This window comes from Prochlorococcus sp. G4PB16 (assembly GCF_059772465.1).
Genome location: NZ_CM186289.1, coordinates 912,189 through 931,124 on the forward strand (window position 1 = coordinate 912,189; position 18,936 = coordinate 931,124).

The 18,936-nt window shown below is 34.4% G+C and carries 22 protein-coding genes, 1 tRNA gene and 1 other RNA gene; 13 read left to right on the forward strand and 11 right to left on the reverse strand.

Annotated elements, in window-relative coordinates; all coding sequences use genetic code 11:
* Positions 1–14 precede the first annotated feature (14 nt).
* An RNA gene (gene ffs / locus AC6EIZ_RS05435) (signal recognition particle sRNA small type) lies at positions 15–111 on the reverse strand.
* Between the two features lie 42 nt (positions 112–153).
* Here ffs and panB point away from each other — a divergent pair.
* Positions 154–945: a 3-methyl-2-oxobutanoate hydroxymethyltransferase gene (panB, locus tag AC6EIZ_RS05440; protein ID WP_498512994.1), complete on the forward strand. Its 792-nt coding sequence runs from the start codon at positions 154–156 to the stop codon at positions 943–945.
* On the opposite strand, the gene hemW is transcribed toward panB, so the two are convergent.
* Positions 914–2,143 (reverse strand): radical SAM family heme chaperone HemW, encoded by a 1,230-nt coding sequence (gene hemW / locus AC6EIZ_RS05445; RefSeq protein ID WP_498512995.1) that lies wholly within the window; start codon positions 2,141–2,143, stop codon positions 914–916. The two genes, panB and hemW, sit on opposite strands and share 32 nt — an antisense overlap.
* 108 nt (positions 2,144–2,251) lie before the next feature.
* Between hemW and AC6EIZ_RS05450 the strand changes: the two genes are divergently transcribed.
* From AC6EIZ_RS05450 to cbiB, 5 genes are all read left to right on the forward strand, one after another.
* On the forward strand, positions 2,252–3,361 hold the full coding sequence (locus AC6EIZ_RS05450; RefSeq protein ID WP_498512997.1) for a PIN/TRAM domain-containing protein: 1,110 nt from the start codon (positions 2,252–2,254) through the stop codon (positions 3,359–3,361).
* A 38-nt stretch (positions 3,362–3,399) separates the two neighbouring features.
* Entirely contained in the window at positions 3,400–4,074 is a 675-nt protein-coding gene (locus AC6EIZ_RS05455) for an ATP-dependent Clp protease proteolytic subunit (RefSeq protein ID WP_498512998.1), read from the forward strand.
* Between the two features lie 61 nt (positions 4,075–4,135).
* On the forward strand, positions 4,136–4,738 hold the full coding sequence (locus AC6EIZ_RS05460) for an ATP-dependent Clp protease proteolytic subunit (RefSeq protein ID WP_269613625.1): 603 nt from the start codon (positions 4,136–4,138) through the stop codon (positions 4,736–4,738).
* Between the two features lie 140 nt (positions 4,739–4,878).
* Positions 4,879–5,874 carry a ketol-acid reductoisomerase gene (ilvC, locus tag AC6EIZ_RS05465; protein WP_498513000.1) on the forward strand — a complete coding sequence of 332 codons (996 nt, stop codon included), beginning with the start codon at positions 4,879–4,881 and terminating at the stop codon, positions 5,872–5,874.
* A 64-nt stretch (positions 5,875–5,938) separates the two neighbouring features.
* Positions 5,939–6,886 carry an adenosylcobinamide-phosphate synthase CbiB gene (cbiB, locus tag AC6EIZ_RS05470; protein WP_498513194.1) on the forward strand — a complete coding sequence of 316 codons (948 nt, stop codon included), beginning with the start codon at positions 5,939–5,941 and terminating at the stop codon, positions 6,884–6,886.
* 2 nt (positions 6,887–6,888) lie between these two features.
* On the opposite strand, the gene AC6EIZ_RS05475 is transcribed toward cbiB, so the two are convergent.
* From AC6EIZ_RS05475 to AC6EIZ_RS05485, 3 genes are all read right to left on the reverse strand, one after another.
* Positions 6,889–7,641 carry an undecaprenyl-phosphate galactose phosphotransferase family protein gene (locus tag AC6EIZ_RS05475; protein WP_498513002.1) on the reverse strand — a complete coding sequence of 251 codons (753 nt, stop codon included), beginning with the start codon at positions 7,639–7,641 and terminating at the stop codon, positions 6,889–6,891.
* A gap of 67 nt (positions 7,642–7,708) precedes the next feature.
* Positions 7,709–8,926: a glycosyltransferase gene (locus tag AC6EIZ_RS05480; RefSeq protein WP_498513004.1), complete on the reverse strand. Its 1,218-nt coding sequence runs from the start codon at positions 8,924–8,926 to the stop codon at positions 7,709–7,711.
* Positions 8,927–9,059: 133 nt separating this feature from the next.
* Entirely contained in the window at positions 9,060–9,512 is a 453-nt protein-coding gene (locus AC6EIZ_RS05485) for an NAD(P)H-quinone oxidoreductase NdhF (protein WP_498513005.1), read from the reverse strand.
* 477 nt (positions 9,513–9,989) lie between these two features.
* Between AC6EIZ_RS05485 and AC6EIZ_RS05490 the strand changes: the two genes are divergently transcribed.
* Together AC6EIZ_RS05490 and AC6EIZ_RS05495 are read left to right on the forward strand one after the other, a co-directional pair.
* Complete coding sequence (locus tag AC6EIZ_RS05490; protein WP_498513006.1) at positions 9,990–10,283, forward strand: high light inducible protein; 294 nt, start codon at positions 9,990–9,992, stop codon at positions 10,281–10,283.
* A 63-nt stretch (positions 10,284–10,346) separates the two neighbouring features.
* Positions 10,347–10,559: a hypothetical protein gene (locus tag AC6EIZ_RS05495; RefSeq protein WP_498513007.1), complete on the forward strand. Its 213-nt coding sequence runs from the start codon at positions 10,347–10,349 to the stop codon at positions 10,557–10,559.
* Here the strand turns inward: AC6EIZ_RS05495 and AC6EIZ_RS05500 are convergent.
* The 5 genes from AC6EIZ_RS05500 to AC6EIZ_RS05520 all read right to left on the reverse strand — a co-directional run bounded on the left by AC6EIZ_RS05500 (position 10,556) and on the right by AC6EIZ_RS05520 (position 12,412).
* Complete coding sequence (locus AC6EIZ_RS05500; protein WP_498513008.1) at positions 10,556–10,795, reverse strand: hypothetical protein; 240 nt, start codon at positions 10,793–10,795, stop codon at positions 10,556–10,558. The genes AC6EIZ_RS05495 and AC6EIZ_RS05500 overlap by 4 nt on opposite strands.
* 54 nt (positions 10,796–10,849) lie before the next feature.
* Positions 10,850–11,059 (reverse strand): DUF8633 family putative protein, encoded by a 210-nt coding sequence (locus AC6EIZ_RS05505; RefSeq protein WP_498513009.1) that lies wholly within the window; start codon positions 11,057–11,059, stop codon positions 10,850–10,852.
* 141 nt (positions 11,060–11,200) lie between these two features.
* On the reverse strand, positions 11,201–11,476 hold the full coding sequence (locus tag AC6EIZ_RS05510) for a hypothetical protein (RefSeq protein ID WP_498513011.1): 276 nt from the start codon (positions 11,474–11,476) through the stop codon (positions 11,201–11,203).
* Positions 11,477–11,622: 146 nt separating this feature from the next.
* Positions 11,623–11,949: a hypothetical protein gene (locus tag AC6EIZ_RS05515; RefSeq protein WP_498513013.1), complete on the reverse strand. Its 327-nt coding sequence runs from the start codon at positions 11,947–11,949 to the stop codon at positions 11,623–11,625.
* A 187-nt stretch (positions 11,950–12,136) separates the two neighbouring features.
* Positions 12,137–12,412, reverse strand: a complete 276-nt coding sequence (locus AC6EIZ_RS05520) for an HU family DNA-binding protein (protein WP_011295240.1) — start codon at positions 12,410–12,412, stop codon at positions 12,137–12,139.
* 648 nt (positions 12,413–13,060) lie between these two features.
* On the opposite strand from AC6EIZ_RS05520, the gene AC6EIZ_RS05525 reads away from it, so the two are divergent.
* Positions 13,061–15,121, forward strand: coding sequence for a glycogen debranching protein (locus tag AC6EIZ_RS05525; RefSeq protein ID WP_498513015.1), 2,061 nt, complete (start codon positions 13,061–13,063; stop codon positions 15,119–15,121).
* A gap of 12 nt (positions 15,122–15,133) precedes the next feature.
* Here AC6EIZ_RS05525 and AC6EIZ_RS05530 read toward each other — a convergent pair.
* Positions 15,134–15,204 (reverse strand) — tRNA-Gly (locus tag AC6EIZ_RS05530).
* Between the two features lie 137 nt (positions 15,205–15,341).
* Here AC6EIZ_RS05530 and AC6EIZ_RS05535 point away from each other — a divergent pair.
* The 4 genes from AC6EIZ_RS05535 to AC6EIZ_RS05550 are packed head-to-tail and all read left to right on the forward strand — an operon-like array spanning position 15,342 to position 18,922.
* Positions 15,342–16,694 (forward strand): MFS transporter, encoded by a 1,353-nt coding sequence (locus AC6EIZ_RS05535; protein WP_498513197.1) that lies wholly within the window; start codon positions 15,342–15,344, stop codon positions 16,692–16,694.
* Positions 16,694–17,443, forward strand: a complete 750-nt coding sequence (locus tag AC6EIZ_RS05540; protein WP_498513017.1) for an MlaE family ABC transporter permease — start codon at positions 16,694–16,696, stop codon at positions 17,441–17,443. Before AC6EIZ_RS05535 ends, AC6EIZ_RS05540 begins: the two co-directional genes overlap by 1 nt.
* Before the next feature lie 5 nt (positions 17,444–17,448).
* Positions 17,449–17,877, forward strand: a complete 429-nt coding sequence (locus AC6EIZ_RS05545; protein ID WP_498513019.1) for a DUF3119 family protein — start codon at positions 17,449–17,451, stop codon at positions 17,875–17,877.
* A 16-nt stretch (positions 17,878–17,893) separates the two neighbouring features.
* Complete coding sequence (locus AC6EIZ_RS05550) at positions 17,894–18,922, forward strand: DUF3086 domain-containing protein (protein ID WP_498513020.1); 1,029 nt, start codon at positions 17,894–17,896, stop codon at positions 18,920–18,922.
* The last annotated feature ends 14 nt before the right edge of the window (positions 18,923–18,936 follow it).

Below are 18,936 nucleotides of genomic sequence, written 5' to 3' on the forward strand. Positions count from 1 at the left end.
ACTTTCTTGATTAAGGTGACCCGGAGCTCACGCCTGCTTTGAGCATCCCGTATGGCTGCTACCTTCCGGTCCTGACCAGGTTTGAGCGTCACAGCCGCATGAGGCCGAGTCACTAATATTCTAGCAATAGCTAATCACGTTATTAAGAATTAAATGCTACCCACTGAATTGGTTCGTTTCAAAAAGTTGGGAAAACAGATAACTGTATTAACTGCCTGGGATGCTATCTCATCATCAATAGTTGAGGCAGCTGGAGCTGATGTAGTTCTGGTGGGAGATTCACTTGGGATGGTTGTCTTAGGGCACACAACAACACTTCCGGTAACACTTGATCAAATGCTTCACCATACTCAGGCTGTTTGTAGAGGTTTTTGTAAACCTCCTTCCGAACAACCTTTAGTAGTTTGTGATCTCCCTTTCTTAAGTTATCAATGCGGAGAAGACAAGGCAGTTGAAGCTGCAGGAACTCTCCTTAAAAATTCAGCTGCTTCAGCAGTAAAACTTGAAGGAGCAGAACCTGAAACTTTAAATGTAATTAAAAGACTTATTAGAATGGGAATCCCAGTTATGGGCCATCTTGGCCTAACTCCGCAATCAGTTCATCAACTTGGATATAAATCGCAAGCCAGGGATAAAAATAGTCAAGAAAAAATTCTCAATGATTCAAAAAGACTTCAAGAATCAGGATGTTTTGCAATAGTTCTTGAACATATCCCCGGAGAAATTGCTAGCCGCTTAAAGAAACATTTAGATATTCCTGTAATAGGAATTGGAGCAGGAATTGAGTGCGATGGGCAGGTAAGAGTTACAGCTGATATTCTTGGTCTTTCACTTGAACAGCCTCCTTTTGCAAAACCTTTAATTGGAGGACGTGAACTTTGCATTAATGCCCTTAAAAAATGGATTGAATCCACTAATTCAGATCAAGCGAATCCCACCACATAAACATCTGAATCAAAATTTGGTTACTAATTTGCATTCCCTTTGGATCACTTAAAAAATACCTTCCGTTGTGTCTTAAGAGCGATCCATCGTTTAATGAATTAAGCCAAAATTTCTCCAGTGATTCTAAATTCTTATCGCATTCTTTTTGTGTCCATCCAACTTTTTTAGCAAGTTCCTCCAAATGAACACCTTCTCGTCTTCTGAGACCGATCATAAGTAGTTCATCCAATGGCATTGGTTTTGACTTCTCATTAGACAAAGTTTGCTCTAATAATTGACTCTCTTGCTGTTCAATCCACTCTTTATAACCAGCAATTGTTCTGGGTCTAGCAAATCTCTCCCCCCAAGGAGCACTTGTTGCCCCCATCCCAAACCCCCACCATCCAGAACCACTCCAATACACACGATTATGCCTAGATGCATGACCAGGCAATGAATAACTTGAAATCTCGTATCTAGAAAAACCATTACTTTTAAGATATCTATTAGTTTCGAAATCTATTTTTTGAGCTTCAGATTCAATTGGGATATTTAACTTACCTCTTTTGTGTGTTCTGCCAAAAACAGTATTTGGTTCGATAGTTAAATCATAAATTGACAAATGAGGGGCTTTCGTATGAACAGCTTGTTCCAACTCTTTAATCCACTTAGACAAATTTAAACCCGGAAGATTTTGAATCAAATCAAGACTCCAGCTTCTAATCATCCTTTTTTTCAATAAGTTGTTTAGCCAATTGCAAGCTTCTATTAATTGTGAACGATTATGTTTTCGACCAATTGAGGCCAAAGTACTGTCATCAAATGCCTGCCCTCCCAAGCTAAATCTATTTATTCCAACTTCTATGAATCCATTCAGATCATTTTCAAAAAATGTTGCTGGATCAACCTCCATAGTTATCTCCGCACCATCTTGAAATCCAAATTTTCTTTGAAGATTTTTCAACAAATAACCCAACTCATTTTTTTTCAATAAAGAAGGGGTTCCACCACCCAAATAGATTGTTGATAAAGCAGGACCTTTTGGAGCAATTAAAATCTCTCTATGAATTAAATCCAAATATGCGTTAATAGAAGTTTTCCCTGGACTGCCTGGACCTTGAGCGCTATCACCTAAGGGGATAATGGAAAAATCACAGTAAAAACATCTTTTATGGCAAAAGGGTATATGCAAATATGCACTTCTTGGTGGAGCTACCATTTGAGATCTAGATATACAAACCCAAATAATTGGTCACTTTTACAATCCAAATCTTTGAAAATAAATAAAGCTTTAGTAAAAAACGAGAAGGAAGCATAACCTGAATATATGGCAGACTTAGTTATTCTGGTTTTATTTCTCATATCAGGTGCTATCACCGGATGGATTGGGGTGAATTGGTTACCTGAAGAGACTTTAAATCATATTACAAATCTCAAAAATTTAAAGATTGCTTTATCAGGATTAACTGCTCTTATAGGTCTTTTAATAGCTTTCCTTTTTCAGCAATTTAGAAATAAATTAACGAAGAGAATAAGAACTATGCCTACAGATCTACTAGTAAGTAGATCTGTAGGCATAGTTCTTGGACTTGTCATAGCAACACTTTTATTGGTACCGGTACTGCTTTTACCCTTACCCACTGAATTGTTTTTTGTAAAGCCTATTTTTGCAGTATTAAGCAACATTTTTTTTGGAGTCCTTGGATATAACCTTGCTGATGTTCATGGTCGAACCGTTTTACGTCTTTTCAATCCTAATAGCACTGAGTCTTTGTTAATGGCAGATGGGATACTAACTCCAGCCAGTGCAAAAGTTTTAGATACGAGTGTAATTATTGATGGTCGCATTCAGGCCCTTCTTAGATTTGGACTTATTGAAGGGCAAATAATCGTAGCCCAATCAGTTATGGATGAGCTACAAAAACTAGCTGACTCAAGTAACAACGAAAAAAGAGGGAAAGGGAGGAGAGGACTAAAATTACTTAATCAATTAAGAGAAAGTTATGGAAGAAGACTAGTTATCAACAGTACAAAATACGAAGGGGAAGGAACTGATGAAATTCTTTTAAAATTAACCTCAGATATTTCAGGAATATTGATCACAGTCGATTACAACTTATCTCAAGTAGCTCTAGTACAAGAAATAAAAGTTCTCAACTTAAGTGATCTAGTTTTAGCAGTTAGGCCAGAAGTTCAACCCGGTGAGAAGTTAAATCTAAAAGTAGTTAGAGAAGGTAAGGAAAACTCACAAGGTATTGCCTATCTTGAAGATGGCACAATGGTTGTTATTGAGGAGGGTCTCCAATGGATCGGTGAACGAATTGAAGTAGTGGTGACTGGAGCATTACAAACACCGACGGGCCGAATGGTTTTTAGTAAAGCTTCAAATGATCAGCCCCCGAACAAATTTGAAAAAACAAGAGCATCTCAAGGCTAGATCTAGCTAGGCTCGAATCCAAGAAAACTTAACTTCATATGACTGCCTCCTCTCCGTATTACGGCGATTCTGCCGTAATGAGAACTCCACCCCCTGATTTACCATCACTTCTTCTGAAAGAAAGGATAGTTTATTTAGGCTTGCCGTTATTTTCCGATGATGATGCCAAAAGGCAACTCGGAATGGATGTAACTGAACTAATTATTGCCCAACTTCTTTTTCTGGAATTTGATAATTCAGAAAAACCTATATATTTTTATATCAACTCAACTGGAACAAGTTGGTACACAGGAGATGCCATTGGATTTGAAACCGAAGCCTTCGCTATTTGCGACACACTCAGATATGTGAAACCTCCGGTACACACAATCTGTATAGGTCAAGCTATGGGAACTGCAGCTGTAATTCTCTCGGCTGGAACTAAAGGGCAAAGAGCAGCATTACCTCATGCATCAATTGTTCTTCATCAGCCTAGAAGTGGTGCTCAAGGTCAAGCAACTGATATTCAAATCAGAGCTAAGGAAGTTATTCACAACAAGAAAGCAATGCTAGAAATCCTAAGTCATAACACTGGAAAAACAGTAGATCAATTAAGCAAAGACTCAGACAGGATGAGTTATCTCAACCCTCATGAAGCAGTTGATTATGGGATTATAGATCGCGTTCTAACTAGTAGAAAAGACTTACCAGGCGAGAAAAATTTGCCCGCATAAGCAAATAATTTCTCCAAACTTTTTTAAATCATTAACCTCATCTCCTCAACATTAATTAGCCATGCCCATAGGTACTCCAAGCGTTCCATACCGTCTTCCAGGAAGTCAATTTGAAAGATGGGTTGATATATATACAAGACTTGGTGCAGAGAGAATTCTATTCCTTGGTCAAGAAGTAAATGACGGTATTGCCAATAGCCTCGTAGCACAAATGCTTTATCTTGATTCTGAAGACAGTAGTAAGCCTATCTATTTGTATATCAACAGTCCTGGAGGCTCCGTAACCGCCGGTTTAGCGATCTATGACACGATGAAATATGTAAAAAGTGACGTTGTAACTATTTGTGTTGGGTTAGCAGCCTCAATGGGTGCATTTTTACTCTCAGCAGGAACAAAAGGGAAAAGGCTTGCACTACCCCACAGCAGAATCATGATTCATCAGCCTCTTGGCGGTACTGCTCAAAGACAAGCAAGCGATATAGAAATTGAGGCACGTGAAATTCTTAGAATTAAAGAAATGCTCAATAAATCCATGGCAGAGATGACTGGACAAACATATGAGAAGATAGAAAAAGATACAGATCGAGATTACTTTTTGAGTGCAGAAGAAGCAAAAAATTATGGTCTAATCGACCGTGTAATAACCCATCCAAGTGAAAGTTGAAATGATAAATATTTGTACCTTTTTTGTATCTAATTAATTAAATTGTCTTGATAGTCAAAAAAATATATAAATGAAAGTGGTTTCGATAGCACTCTATTTCGTAAGCTCAGCCTTAATACAGTTCTGAAATACCCACTCACATGGCAAAACTTTATTACGACTCCGATGCAGACCTAGGTCTTCTTCAAGATAAAACTGTTGCAATTATTGGTTATGGATCTCAAGGGCACGCACATGCATTGAATTTAAAAGATAGTGGAATCAAAGTTGTTGTTGGACTTTATGATGGAAGTCGATCAGCCAATAAGGCAACTTCTGATGGTTTGGAAGTCTTAAGCGTCGCAAAGGCTTCCGAGAGGGCAGATTGGATCATGATACTTTTGCCTGATGAGTTTCAAAAAGATGTTTATAACAAAGAGATAGAACCTCATTTAAAACCAGGGAAAATTCTAAGTTTTGCGCATGGTTTCAATATTCGCTTTGAATTAATAAAGCCACCTGAATTTGTCGATGTTGTAATGATTGCTCCAAAAGGGCCAGGTCACACCGTCAGATGGGAGTATCAAAATGGGCAAGGGGTTCCAGCTTTATTTGCCATTGAGCAAGATGCCTCAGGCCAAGCAAGATCACTTGCGATGGCATATGCAAAAGGTATTGGCGGAACACGTGCTGGCATTTTAGAAACTAATTTTAAAGAAGAAACAGAAACGGATCTTTTTGGAGAGCAAGCAGTTTTATGTGGAGGCCTCTCAGAGTTAGTCAAAGCTGGTTTTGAAACTCTTGTAGAAGCAGGCTATCAACCTGAATTGGCCTACTTCGAATGCTTGCATGAAGTGAAATTAATAGTTGATCTAATGGTTAAGGGAGGGCTCACTGCAATGAGGGATTCGATTTCAAATACAGCTGAATATGGAGATTACGTAAGCGGTCCAAGGTTAATAACTAAAGAGACGAAAGAGGAGATGAAAAATATTCTTGCAGATATTCAAGATGGTACCTTTGCTAAAAACTTTGTAAAAGAATGCGATGCAGGAAAACCTGAAATGAAAAAAATTCGCCAAAAAGACTCAGAACTTCCAATAGAAAGAGTAGGCAAAACACTTCGCTCTATGTTTAGTTGGCTTAAAGAAAGCTGAAAGTATCATTAATATAATCTTTTTTGCCGTTCTTCTAGATCTTTTAATAGGCGATCCAAAAAGGCTGCCTCACCCAGTTGAATCAATGGGTATGGCTATTAGTTTATTGAGAAAATTAGCTGAATTAGTTGCAAAAGATAGTAAATCGAAATTATATATTGGAGGCTCAATAATTACACTTATAGTCGTATCTTTAAGTGGCCTGGCTGGATGGACGATAGAACAATTATTTTTATTTTGGGAAATAAAAAATCCTATTTTAAGTACTTTGTTTTTTTCTTTTATTTTAAGTAGTGCGCTTGCCTCAAGAAGTTTAAGTAAAAGTATTTATGAAATAATAAATTTACTTGTTATGGAAAATCATAGAGAAAATCTTAATATTATAAGAGAAAAATTAAGTCTTATAGTTGGTAGAGATGTTAAGAATTTAGGTACAGATGAAATTCTTAGAGCATTAGCTGAAACAGCAAGTGAAAATTCCGTGGATGGCATTTTTGCGCCGTTATTTTGGATTTTTTTAGGAACAATTTTCTGGCAATTTAATCAATTATTGCCTGGTCCATTGGCCATGGCTTGGATATTTAAGGCATCAAGCACTATTGATTCAATGGTTGGATACAAAGAAGGAAAATTAAAGTGGCTTGGCTTTACTGGAGCAAAGCTGGATGATTTAATGACATGGATTCCTTCAAGAATTGTATTAATTACGCTTCCTTTTTGCTGCAGATCAAAACAATCAATTTTTAAAACAATATTGGATTCATGGAAGGACGGCAAAGTAGATCCTTCCCCCAACTCTGGAATTTCTGAGGCAATATTTGCTCATTGTGCCGAAGTAAGAATGGGAGGGGTAAACTATTACAAAGGTAAGAAAAAGATAAAACCAACAATTGCAAGATCTTTGCCTCAAGCAAGTATATTTTCAGTCAAAAAGATCATTAAACTTAGTAATAGGCTTCAATTTGCCTGGCTTTTAGGTTTTTCATTAATAATGAAATTTATAAATTTATAAATTCAAAAGGCACCTCGATCCATTGGGAATAGCAATACTCCTAATGTAAGAACAATGATTTCTAAATCAAGTAGAATATTTCTATTTCTTGCATAAAACAAATCTAATTCAACCCTTTTTTTATAACTAAGATTATTTCTACCACTAACCTGCCATAAGCCTGTCAGCCCTGGTCTTACAGAGATAACTTCTTCCATAAATAGACTATATTTATTTATCTCATTACTTACTATTGGTCTTGGACCAACAACACTCATTTCTCCTTTAAGTACATTAAAGAATTGAGGTAATTCATCTAAACTAGATCGTCGAAGAAATCTACCTAATTTTGTTATTCTAGGATCCTGACGTAATTTGAAATCTTTTTCAAATTCCTTTCTCATAAGAGGATATTTCTCTAATAAATTTGGCAGTAGCTCATCAGCATCCTTATACATAGTCCGAAACTTAATACATCCAAATTCTCTATAATTTCTTCCTACTCTTTTTTGAATATAAAAAATCGATCCACGAGAACTTAACTTTACTAATATTCCAATTAAAATAAATATTGGTGATCCTACACTCAAAACTAGCAAGGAAAAAATAACATCCCCTATCCTTTTTAATGTGCGTCCATATCGACTCTGATTTCTTATTATTTCTACAGCTAGCAAAGAAGATGGTTCTTTCGAGATAACTTCAAAGGGAATTATTGGAGAACCTTTACGGAACTCAGACCATCGCAATAGTGATTTTCTAGGATTAGTTTGCACAGATTATTGAATTAGTAAGCTCAACACTTCAATAAATTCACACCATACTTAATTAAGATTTTCTTGATCAAGACCTAAGGTCACTAGTAGCAATGTCACAAGAATTAAGATGTTGACTCCACGCTCTATTTATGGTTCTCTCAAATCTAAATTTAAATGAATCGTGAGAAAAAGAATTAGCCCAATCTCTAATTAACTCAGGATTTAAATCTTTCCAAAGTTGTTTTTCCTTAAAAAATTCGACGGCTTCAACTAAAGATTTCTCTGTCTGATCAGGAAAAAGAAGTCCTGTTGCGCCTTTATCTGATTTAAAGTTAAAACATTTAACTGTATCTAAAACCCCACCCTTGCCAAAAGCGATAACAGGAGCTCCAGAAGCCATTGCCTCAACAGGCGCGATTCCGAAATCCTCAATACCTGCATAAACAAAAGCTCTACATTTGCTCATTAGATTTTCAATATTTTCCTTACTTTGAAATCCAAGGATATGAACCGTTGGACCTGCAAGGTGTTTTAAATATGCTTTTTCAACTCCATCTCCAACAACCATTAAAGGCAATTTGAGCCGATTAAAAGCTCTCACAAGTAAATCAACTCTTTTATTAGGAACCAATCTGCAGACACTTAAATAAAAATCTTCTCTAGGCAAATTCCATTCAAAACGATTTACATTAACGGGCGGGTGTAAGACCTCAGAGCGCCTTCTCCAGTACTTCCAAATCCTTTTTGCAGTAAAATTAGAATTTGCAATTAAGTAATCAACTCTTGAGCTGCTTAATTGATCCCATTGCCTCAAAGAATGTAATTGCAATCTAATTAATGGTCCTAAACCTATTCTTCTTAAAAAAGATCGTTTCAGATATACATTCATCTGATCCCAAGCGTATCTGACAGGTGTATGTACATAACAAATATGAAGTTGATCCGGTGACGTTAAAATGCCTTTAGCCACTAGATGACTACTGCTTATAACCAATGGATACCCTTCTAAATCAAGTTGCTCAATTGCAAAAGGCAAAAGAGGTAAATATTTCTGAACATGTGAGATCCCGAATGGTAATTTTTGAATAAAGCTAGTTCTTACTTTTCTATTTAATAACCAGCTAGCTTTTGGTAAACGCTCTTCATTAACTAAAGAAAAAAGTTCTGGCTGCGAAGAGATTTCAGTTAACAAATCATCAATTACTTGAACAACATTCTCGGCACCACCAGTTGATCTTGGAGTAAACCATTCATGAACTAATGCAATATTGCTTGGAAGATCTAAAGACGAATTTACATTCAAAGGAAAAACCTTAAATCCAATATTAGTTTTATTTTATTACAACCTAGATTTTATGACAAGAAAAAAAGAAATCATCAATTATTAAAACTCAAATTATTTTTCATTCAGCATTTTAGCTTACTAAATAATATTTCTAAAAAGAGACAGATACTTTATCTAAAGATGATATTAATACATCATAAAATTCATGAAATAAACTACCACTAAAAGAAAATAAGTAAATCAAACCACTCAAGAATCCAAGAAAAATAAAGTATCTAACATAGCCACTTCTTCTTTTAAACTTTGCTAATGAAAAAAGCATAATCAACAAGATAATAAAACCCATAGACTCAGAAGCTATTAAAGCTGGTCTATCGACAACTAATTTTAAATCACTTCCAAATAGAAAATCATTACCTGATATACCTTTCTTTAATAAAATAAAGTCAATTAATTCGGAAAAAGCAAGACTAATAATAAAAACAAATGATACTGGCTTTGTAAGCCTATTCATTGTTTTGCTAAAACTAAATAAGAGAATTGCTGTAAAGATAGATGCAATTATTGGCAGCCCAGGTATCAACCAAGTAAGTTTTAACAACATAATTCTCAACCAAGATTGTTTTTACATGGGACCTTATATTCTTTTACTAGTTCTCTTTGAAAGAGAATGAAAAGGTCAACAGAATCTAAAACAGCAATAATCGGTGTAGAGCTATTCATTAATTAAAAACATATAGTAATTTTTTAGCAAGAAAATGAGCTGAAAACAACTTATCAATTAATAGTAAAACAAAACTTAATAAGATGAAAAATCAAATCTTTATTTGTTTGATAGAAATCTATTAATTGCAATATACTAATCACATGCATTGTCAATATAAATTTAAAAATAACATTTAATTATAAGTATTCGCAAATCAATATGCTTATGAATTCTATTCTTTGATATTGGTTTCTTTGTAAATAATTCAGTAACTTGCTCACTTTCAACAATTCTAACTAAATAGCTAATTTCGGAAAAACGAATCCCTACAAAATAGCTTATAATTTTCTATATATAAATTGATTCTAAATTAAAATGTCTAATACTGATTCTGAGATCAATAATCAAGTTTTCAATTCAGAACCAGATGATACAAAAAAAATTGAACCTACAAATCACCCAGAGTTAATAGATCAAAGCCAGAATCTAAATTCTTACCCTAAATGGATAAATAATAAAGGAGAAGAAGTTAAACAAGTCTTTGGGTTTAATGAGAATGCTGAACTAGTAAATGCCAGATTAGCTATGATCGGTTTCTTAATGCTCATACTCACCGAATTAGCTTTTGCTGGCGAACCAGCAACACTTAAAATTTTCGGGATTAGCTAAAGAATAAAGATTTATCTCTTTTATCTTTGTTAATTCTATTAACTCAATTTTCATCTAACAGCCATGAATAAAAAAACTTTAGTAGGTATTTCTTACGTATCTGCTTGGGTAATTATTTGGGGAACAATAGGCTCCCTGATTGATTTTTATTTCCTTCAGAATGTATATCTTCCTGGATCCTTAGGACAATTTTTAACATTTATAATTACAGCTATCATTTCATCAGTAGCTGCAATATATATGTTTTCAACAGTTAATAACAAATTTTTAAACTAATAACGATAACGTTCAATAACTTGAGAAGGTTTGTCATCTACTCCCTTCTGAAAAAGAAGCCATTGATTAGTTTCAAGATCATGATCGCAATCTAAGCCCTCTAGTTCAATAGATTTCAATCTCAATTGATAATGGCATTGCTGATCAGCTTCAAAAGCTGATCTATAGCCTGTAAAAAAATATAAATACCCAAGAATTACTGCAATCAAGCATATAAGTGCAATACCTATTTTCATCTTATAAAAATAAATTATTAATAATCATAGCTATTTTTGTAGATAAAAAAGGATTTATAATTTTTTATTCTTTTCTAATGGAATTTCACATTCAGTTAAATCTTGATCATTTAAACGGTCTAATATGCGAACCATATCTAGAGCTGATAGCTCACCATTGGCTCCCCATTTAAGTGTTGTCTTTCTCTGTTGAGGAATCTTTTTCGACTTTGACTCCTGACCACTTTTTTCTACCATTACTACTAATGTTCCTCTAATAAACACTAAAATATAGAACTTCTAAACAAGAACTTTAGAAAAGATTCTTAGTCAAACTTTACTTTTTTCCTAAATAGTAATATTTTCCTATTTTATTAAGATTACCCTGCCATTTCTAATAATTAAATTATCAAGCGCTTGAAATCACTAGCCTCGTCCGAGATTGTAAATAAAATCTTGAAATGAAGGACTATAAAAGTAAACAAGTACACTAATAACTAATAAAACATTCAAACCAATTACAATTGATCCAATAATGACTCTTTGACGTTTACCAGGGACTTTATATTTCATTCCTGCTGGAAGGTTAACTAATACATCTGGATCATTGGAAATTGATTTCTTAAATTTATTTTCTTTAGCCTTACTAGTCTTAATTTTCTTATCGTTTGATTTTTTGGAATTAGAAGCTTTTGGGCCCATTGTCTTAGTTAGAAAAATTTCTTTATCTTTATAGATTTAATTTTACTTACATTAATCAGATAAAACATATTTTGTTCAAGTTTTTCACATAAGTTTTTTGACGTAATAACAAATCAAAAGATCTATAATCAATATATTGATTATATCTAGCAATATTTCTTAATAGAATCTATAATACTTTTTGAATCATTCTTTTTAAAATTAGAATTCATCGCCATTATTAAATTTGCTTCTAAACCAAGTAACCTAGTTTGACAAGAAAACTTTTTGCTTATTGCAGCATTTTTTTGATATTTATGTATTTTTAATAATGCTTTATCACAAGATTTAATGTCTTTAAAGCAATTCCTTACGAGGATATCAACTATAAGAAAATCTGTTTTTTCTAAAGCCATCAATGGATTTAAAGAAATAAATAAATATATAAAAGCAATAAATACTAATTTAATTTTATCAAATGGATAACTAATCAAGGCAAAATCTCCATCAAAGTAATTTAATAGTTTTCGGGCTTGAATAACAAATCATGGATTCTAAAAAGATGGATTATTTTCTTGAACAGACAAAAGTAGAATTTTTACAGAAAAAAAGGACTCATTTTTTAAAGAGTCCCTAATAAAACAAAAATAGAGTTTGCAAAGAAGAAAATTTTTTAAAAAATCATCCCTGAACACGGTCTTTAAACAACTTACCAGCCGTAAAAGCAGGCACTCTCTTAGCAGGTATAGCTATCTTTTCTCCAGTTTTAGGATTTAGGCCTTGACGAGCAGAACGATCACGGGGCTCAAAAGATCCAAAACCTAGAATGGAGACTTTCTTACCCTCCACTACAGAATCAATGATTGTATCTATGGCGGCATCAACTACCAGAGAGACATCTGTTTTAGTTAGCTCGGTACGAGCTGCAACTAGGTTGACTAAATCTGCTTTGTTCATTGGAAAGATTGATTGTTTGTAGCAGGGAGTAAGAGGAGGAAAACCAATAGGTAATTAGTTTCCAAAAAACTCAATCTTGCTAATCGTATGGACCAAATCACTTGCCTGCAACCCAAAGTGCTTGTGACAGTAAGCTTTCTATAAAATATATGTGAATTTTTTCTTGATTCAAAAATCCTTCAAAAAATTCCATTAAATGACCTAAAAAAAAATACAAGCTTCCATTTACTGCTCAAAAGCCAATCAGGGAAAGGCTTCTGTAAATACGATTTTTTCCAATTTAATATCAAGAACAGCTCTAAATTTTTAAATTAATTCCTTTTTCAAAGAAAAATCCGAAAGTTATTTAAATTCACTTGGATTAACAAAGGTCTGCAGAACAGCACATTTATTGGTATTACAAAATAATAATCACACGAAAAAAAAGGAAAATAGATGAAAAACCACTGATTTTCGTAGCGTAAAAAAATCCTTTTTGAAGTTGTAATCCCTTAAAAAGCTCAAAAAACTTCCAATTTGAACATTTTCCAAATATTGCGAAGTTGTTACTTTCACATTGAATTTATTTTTTTATAACTTGTTAAAAATAACTATCCATCTAACTTGTAGGAAAAGTTACTTGCTTACATTTTTGAAGGACAAACACAATTGGGCAAAGTAAAAGTTGGTTCAGCATGGCCTTTAGGCAGCTCAGTTACTCCTAATGGGGTTAATTTCTCCATAGCAGCACCACATGCAAAAAAATTAGAATTACTAATCTTCCAAAATGAAAATGACGACTACCCAAAAGAAACAATATCTTTAGATAAGAAAAATAGGTCTGGAGATTATTGGCATGTTGAAGTTGAGGGCCTAGCTGAAGGTAGCTTATATGGATATAAAATTTTATTAGATCAGAACAAAGCTATAGAAAATCACCTTGTTTTAGATCCATGCGCAAGAGCAATTACAGGGTGGGAGAATTATATAAGAAATAACAAAGAAATAGTTAGCAGAGGTTACAATCATTTCCTAAAAGGAGTAGTAACTAAAAGGGATTATTTTGATTTTAAATCTCATCCAAGGCCCAAACATGGATGGAATGAAACAATTATCTATGAGTTACATGTTGGTGGATTCACTAAAAATGCTAATTCAACTATTAACGAATCGACTAAAGGAACTTTTATCGGATTAATTGAAAAGATACCATATCTTAAAAGTCTTGGTATTACAACAATTGAATTACTTCCTGTATTCGCTTTTGATCCCAGTGATGCCCCCAGAGGACTAGTGAATTATTGGGGTTATAGCCCTATCAATTGGTTCACACCTCATCAAGGTTTTATAGATGGTTGTAATCCATTAGAAGCAAGGAAACAATTTAAGCAATTTGTAGAAGTTTGCCATGATAATGGACTAGAAGTATTAATCGATGTTGTTTATAATCATACAACTGAAGGTAATCAAGTTGGTCCAAGTATCAGTTGGAAAAGTTTTGGCCCTAAAGCTTACTACCATCAAGACGAGAATGAAAATTACCAAGATGTAAGTGGATGTGGAAATAGTATTGCTGCCAATCGTCCTTTAGTTCGAAAATTAATATTGGAGTCTTTACGATGTTGGGCAATTGAATTAGGTGTTGATGGATTTCGTTTCGACTTAGGTATCGCTTTGAGCAGAGGTGAAAATTTAATCCCTTTGGATGAGCCTCCCTTATTTGAAGAAATCGAAGCAGATCCTAAACTTAGTGATGTGAAATTAATAAGTGAGCCTTGGGATTGTGGAGGACTTTATAAACTAGGGGATTTCCCAGCAAAAAAATTTAGAACATGGAATGGTCACTTTAGAGATGATGTTAGAAGATTTTGGAAGGGCGAAAAAGGTACAATATGGCCACTTAAAGATAGATTAACAGGTAGTAAATTACTATATAATGATAATGATTTAGCTAATATATTTAGTATTAATTTCATAACTTCTCATGATGGATTCACATTAAAAGATTTAGTAAGTTTTAATGAAAAGCATAATCTTGCAAATGGTGAAAATAATCGAGATGGAGAGAATAATAACAATAGTTTTAATTACGGAATTGAAGGACCAACTACTAATAAAGAAATAAATAATTTAAGACAAAGACAACAAAGAAATCTTCTTTCAACACTTCTTTTATCTCCTGGGATTCCAATGCTTTTAATGGGAGACGAAGTGGGTAGAAGCCAAGGAGGTAATAACAACACATGGTGTCAAGACAATCCTCTTGGTTGGATGGATTGGGATCATAAAAATTGGGATCACGACTTAAAAGAATTCGTGCTGAAGCTAATATCTCTAAGAAAACAACTACCAGAATTTTTTAGTCCTAAGAGTATTTACAAATATGAACACGATAATAGTAAGGACAGAACTTCTGATTTTTGGATTCAGTGGCATGGCATTAAAATTAATAAACCTGACTGGGGTGAATGGTCACATACTATTGGATTGAGCATAAACAAAAACAATGAAGGCTCAGCAATTTGGATTGGATTTAATGCTTATAAACAAGCAATGCTTTTTGACTTACCAACTCCAATTTCTCCATGGAAAAAATATATTGATACCTCTGTTTTAAAAAATAAAAATGTCTCTAAAAAACCATTAGGTAATCAATCAAATATACGTATTGAAAGTAACAGTCTTGTACTTATGCTCTCCAGCGATTATTCAAAAAAAATTAAACTATGAGAATCAAAATCAAGCGGGCGGCGGGAATCGAACCCGCATCATCAGCTTGGAAGGCTGAGGTTTTACCACTAAACTACGCCCGCGCTAGAACTAAAGATTTACTCTCATTTGGAGTAAATGCCAGTTTAGCTTCTTACATTATGACCTTGCGAGTCCCATTATCCAAAAAAGAGTGAATAAGTCCACATCCATTTACGAAGGAAATAATCGCACAAGACTAATGGTCTCTTATGCAATGGGAGATGCTGGCACAGGATTAGCCGCTATACAATTAGGTACTTACCTATTTCTATTTTTCACTTGTGCTGCAGGAATTCCAGCATTTATTGCAGGCTCATTGCTCATGGTTTCAAAGCTTTGGGATGCGATAAATGACCCGCTAATTGGATGGATGAGTGATCACACCAGATCAAGATGGGGGCCAAGGCTTCCTTGGATGGTTGGAGGTGCTGTCCCCCTTGGTTTATTCCTTGCCGCAATTTGGTGGGTACCTCCAGGAGAATTAGGAACAAAAACGACTTATTACGTATTCGCTGCGATTTTCTTGATGACTGCTTACACAGCGGTAAATCTACCTTTTGCCGCATTGTCTACAGAACTGACTGAAAATATAGCTATTAGAACAAGACTCAATGCGGCTAGATTTACTGGGTCTATTTTGGCTGGAACCACTGGGTTAATAGTAGCCGCAGGTTTCTTATCTCAAGGAGTTGAGGGTTATTCTTCAATGGGAAGAGTAACAGGAATTATTGCTACTTTTACAACTTTAATTGCTTGTTGGGGACTTGCCCCATTTGCAAAAAAAGCTAGAAAACCTACCTCGCAATCTGAGCCTTTTAATCAACAACTAAAAAGGGTTTTAAATAATAAACTCTTTACACGAATTATTGCTCTTTATTTGCTTCTTTGGTGCGGACTACAATTAATGCAAACCGTTTCATTAATCTATCTCGAGCAAGTAATGCTTGTTCCAATTGAAATTTCAAAGTGGATACCAATACCATTTCAAATAAGTACTCTACTAGGTCTTCAGTTTTGGAGCTTTTATTCCAATAAATACGGGAGAATTTCCGCACTTTTCAAAGGAGGAAAAATATGGATATTAGCTTGCATTTTAGTTATGTTTATGCCTCCTATAGCAAGAGGTGCAAGTATCAATAATTTATTATTCATCAATAATTTTGAAAGTATAAAAATGCTAATCCTTTTATTGATAATTATATTGGTAGGATTTGGAGCCTCAACAGCCTATCTTATTCCATGGTCCTTACTTCCAGATGCTATTGATAAAGATCCCGAAAAGCCCTCAGGAATATATACAGCATGGATGGTTTTTATTCAAAAAATTGGGATAGGGATAAGCGTTCAATTTTTGGGAGTTCTTTTATCTTTAGCAGGATATAAATCATCAACTAATTGCTTATCAAGTTTTGGAGATCTAGATCAACCTTTAACTGCAATTATCACTATCAGATTATGCATGGGATTAATACCCTCTTTTCTTGTGATTGCTGGATTAATAACTATGAAACCCTGGCGAAGTTTAGATTTAAAATCTACAAATTTAGTTTAATGAATTACTCACCTCGATGGCTAAGAAGATTCTTTAGCAGCATATTAATTGGAGGGCAAGCAATTGCATCAATAGCTAATGGAAAAATAAATAAATCAGATTTAATAGATCAATTAATGGAAGCAGGACCTGGCAGCTTCCTTATCGTTCTAATAACAGGCATTGCAGCAGGAACGGTTTTCAATATTCAAGTCGCCGCAGAATTGAGTAAACAAGGTTTAGGTTCTGCAGTTGGTGGCCTTTTAGCAATTGGCATGTCTAGAGAGATAGCTCCTTTACTTACCGCAACTCTTCTTACTGGAAAAGTTGCAACTGCTTACGCTGCTCAAATAGGGACAATGAAAGTGACTGAACAAATTGATGCCATTACTATGCTACAAACAGATCCCGTTGAATATCTAGTAGTTCCAAGACTATGCGCAATGGTTGTAATGGCTCCAATCCAATGCTTATTGTTTTTCTCAATAGCATTGTTTAGCGGTCAATTTAGCAGCACCATTCTTTATCAAATTCCACCAAGCATTTTTTGGAATTCCGTAAGAGAATGGTTAATAACATCTGATCTACCATTTATGCTTATCAAAGCATTAGTATTTGGTTTCTTAATTGCAATGATTGCTTGCGGATGGGGTTTAACTACTAGAGGCGGGCCAAAAGAAGTAGGATCAAGCACTACTGGAGCAGTAGTGATGACTCTAATAACCGTTTCTTTGGTAGATGTTTTACTCACACAAGTTCTTTTTGCCTAAAAGTTATGACTTCTGAAAAACCTCTTGAAACAAATATTGTGGTTTTACCTCCTTCTTTTCGTTTACCAATCTTTATAATATTTTTGGGTTTATTTTTTTTAATAACACCAATTCATCCTTGGCCAACGATATTAATTAGCAGTTTTGGTTTTTTTCTATTATTGCAATCTTTTACCTTAAAATTGAAATTTACTAAAGACGATTTAGTTGTAATGCAACTCGGCAATGAATTAAGAAGATTTCCTTTTAAAAATTGGATAGCCTGGAGAATTATATTTCCTAAATTGCCAGGTTTTCTTTACTTTAGAGAAAAAGCAAGCCCTCATCTATTACCCATACTTTTTGAGGTCAACTCATTAAAAGAACAGTTAAGGTTACGAGTTAAGGATTTAGAAATAGAAAAAGAAGTAGAATCATCAAAATCTAAAACTTAATTAAAGTTTTTGAAATATGGAATCAGAGGAAAATCTATCTAAAGAAAAACAAAGTTCAAAACAGAATATTTCTGTTGGTAATTTATCACCATTAAAAACTTCACCCCAAAAGCCTCTGGGGGAAAAAACTGAAACACCATTCATCAATAGTCCGGAAAACAACCAAAAAATCTCTAGCGAACAGTCACAGGATTTAATTAACTTTGCTCTAAAAGAACTTAGGTTTTCACGTGAAAATTTAGAAAAAGAACTAGAAGAACTTTCTAAAAAGAAACTACAAATTGAGACTGAACTTAAAAGCTCATTTTCAGGTCAATCTGACGCAATCGCTCGAAAAGTTAAAGGTTTTCAGGAATATTTAACTGGTGCCTTACAAGACTTAGCTCAATCCGCAGAGCAATTAGAGCTTGTTGTACCACCAGTAATAGTTACGCCATCTCCACTTGATGAAAATAAAAAAGTTGAGCCTTCCAGGCAGCAGGAAGCTATCCCTGCTGTTTCAGATACTTTCAAACCTGATGAGAGTTTAATAAGAAGGTTTTTTAGTCAATTTCTGGAACAACCCGATTTTTATGCCGAGCCATGGAAACTTAGAAGAAGTCTTGAGGATAATGATATTGAAATGCTCGAAGATTGGTTCTTCAGCATGGGTGGGCGAGGAGCTCAACCGAGCAGAGGGAATAGATCTAAGAATGCTCTAGTTGCATCAGCGATTATTGCAATTTTAGGTGAGTTGTATGGCGAACAATTTCAAACTTTGGTTTTAGCAAGTCAGCCAGAAAGGCTAGGAGAATGGAGAAGATGCCTCCAAGATGCCTTAGGACTTAACCGCGAGGATTTTGGACCAAATAGCGGAATAGTACTTTTTGAAAGATCCGATGGACTAATTGAAAGAGCAGATCGACTTGAAGAAAGAGGTGAATTACCTTTTATTATTATTGATGCAGCTGAGATTAATGTAGAAATTCCAATTCTTCAGTTTCCAACTTGGATAGCCTTTGCAGGAAGTCCCAGTGAAATATATGAAGAGGATGATTTAATATAAAAATTGCTATTTAA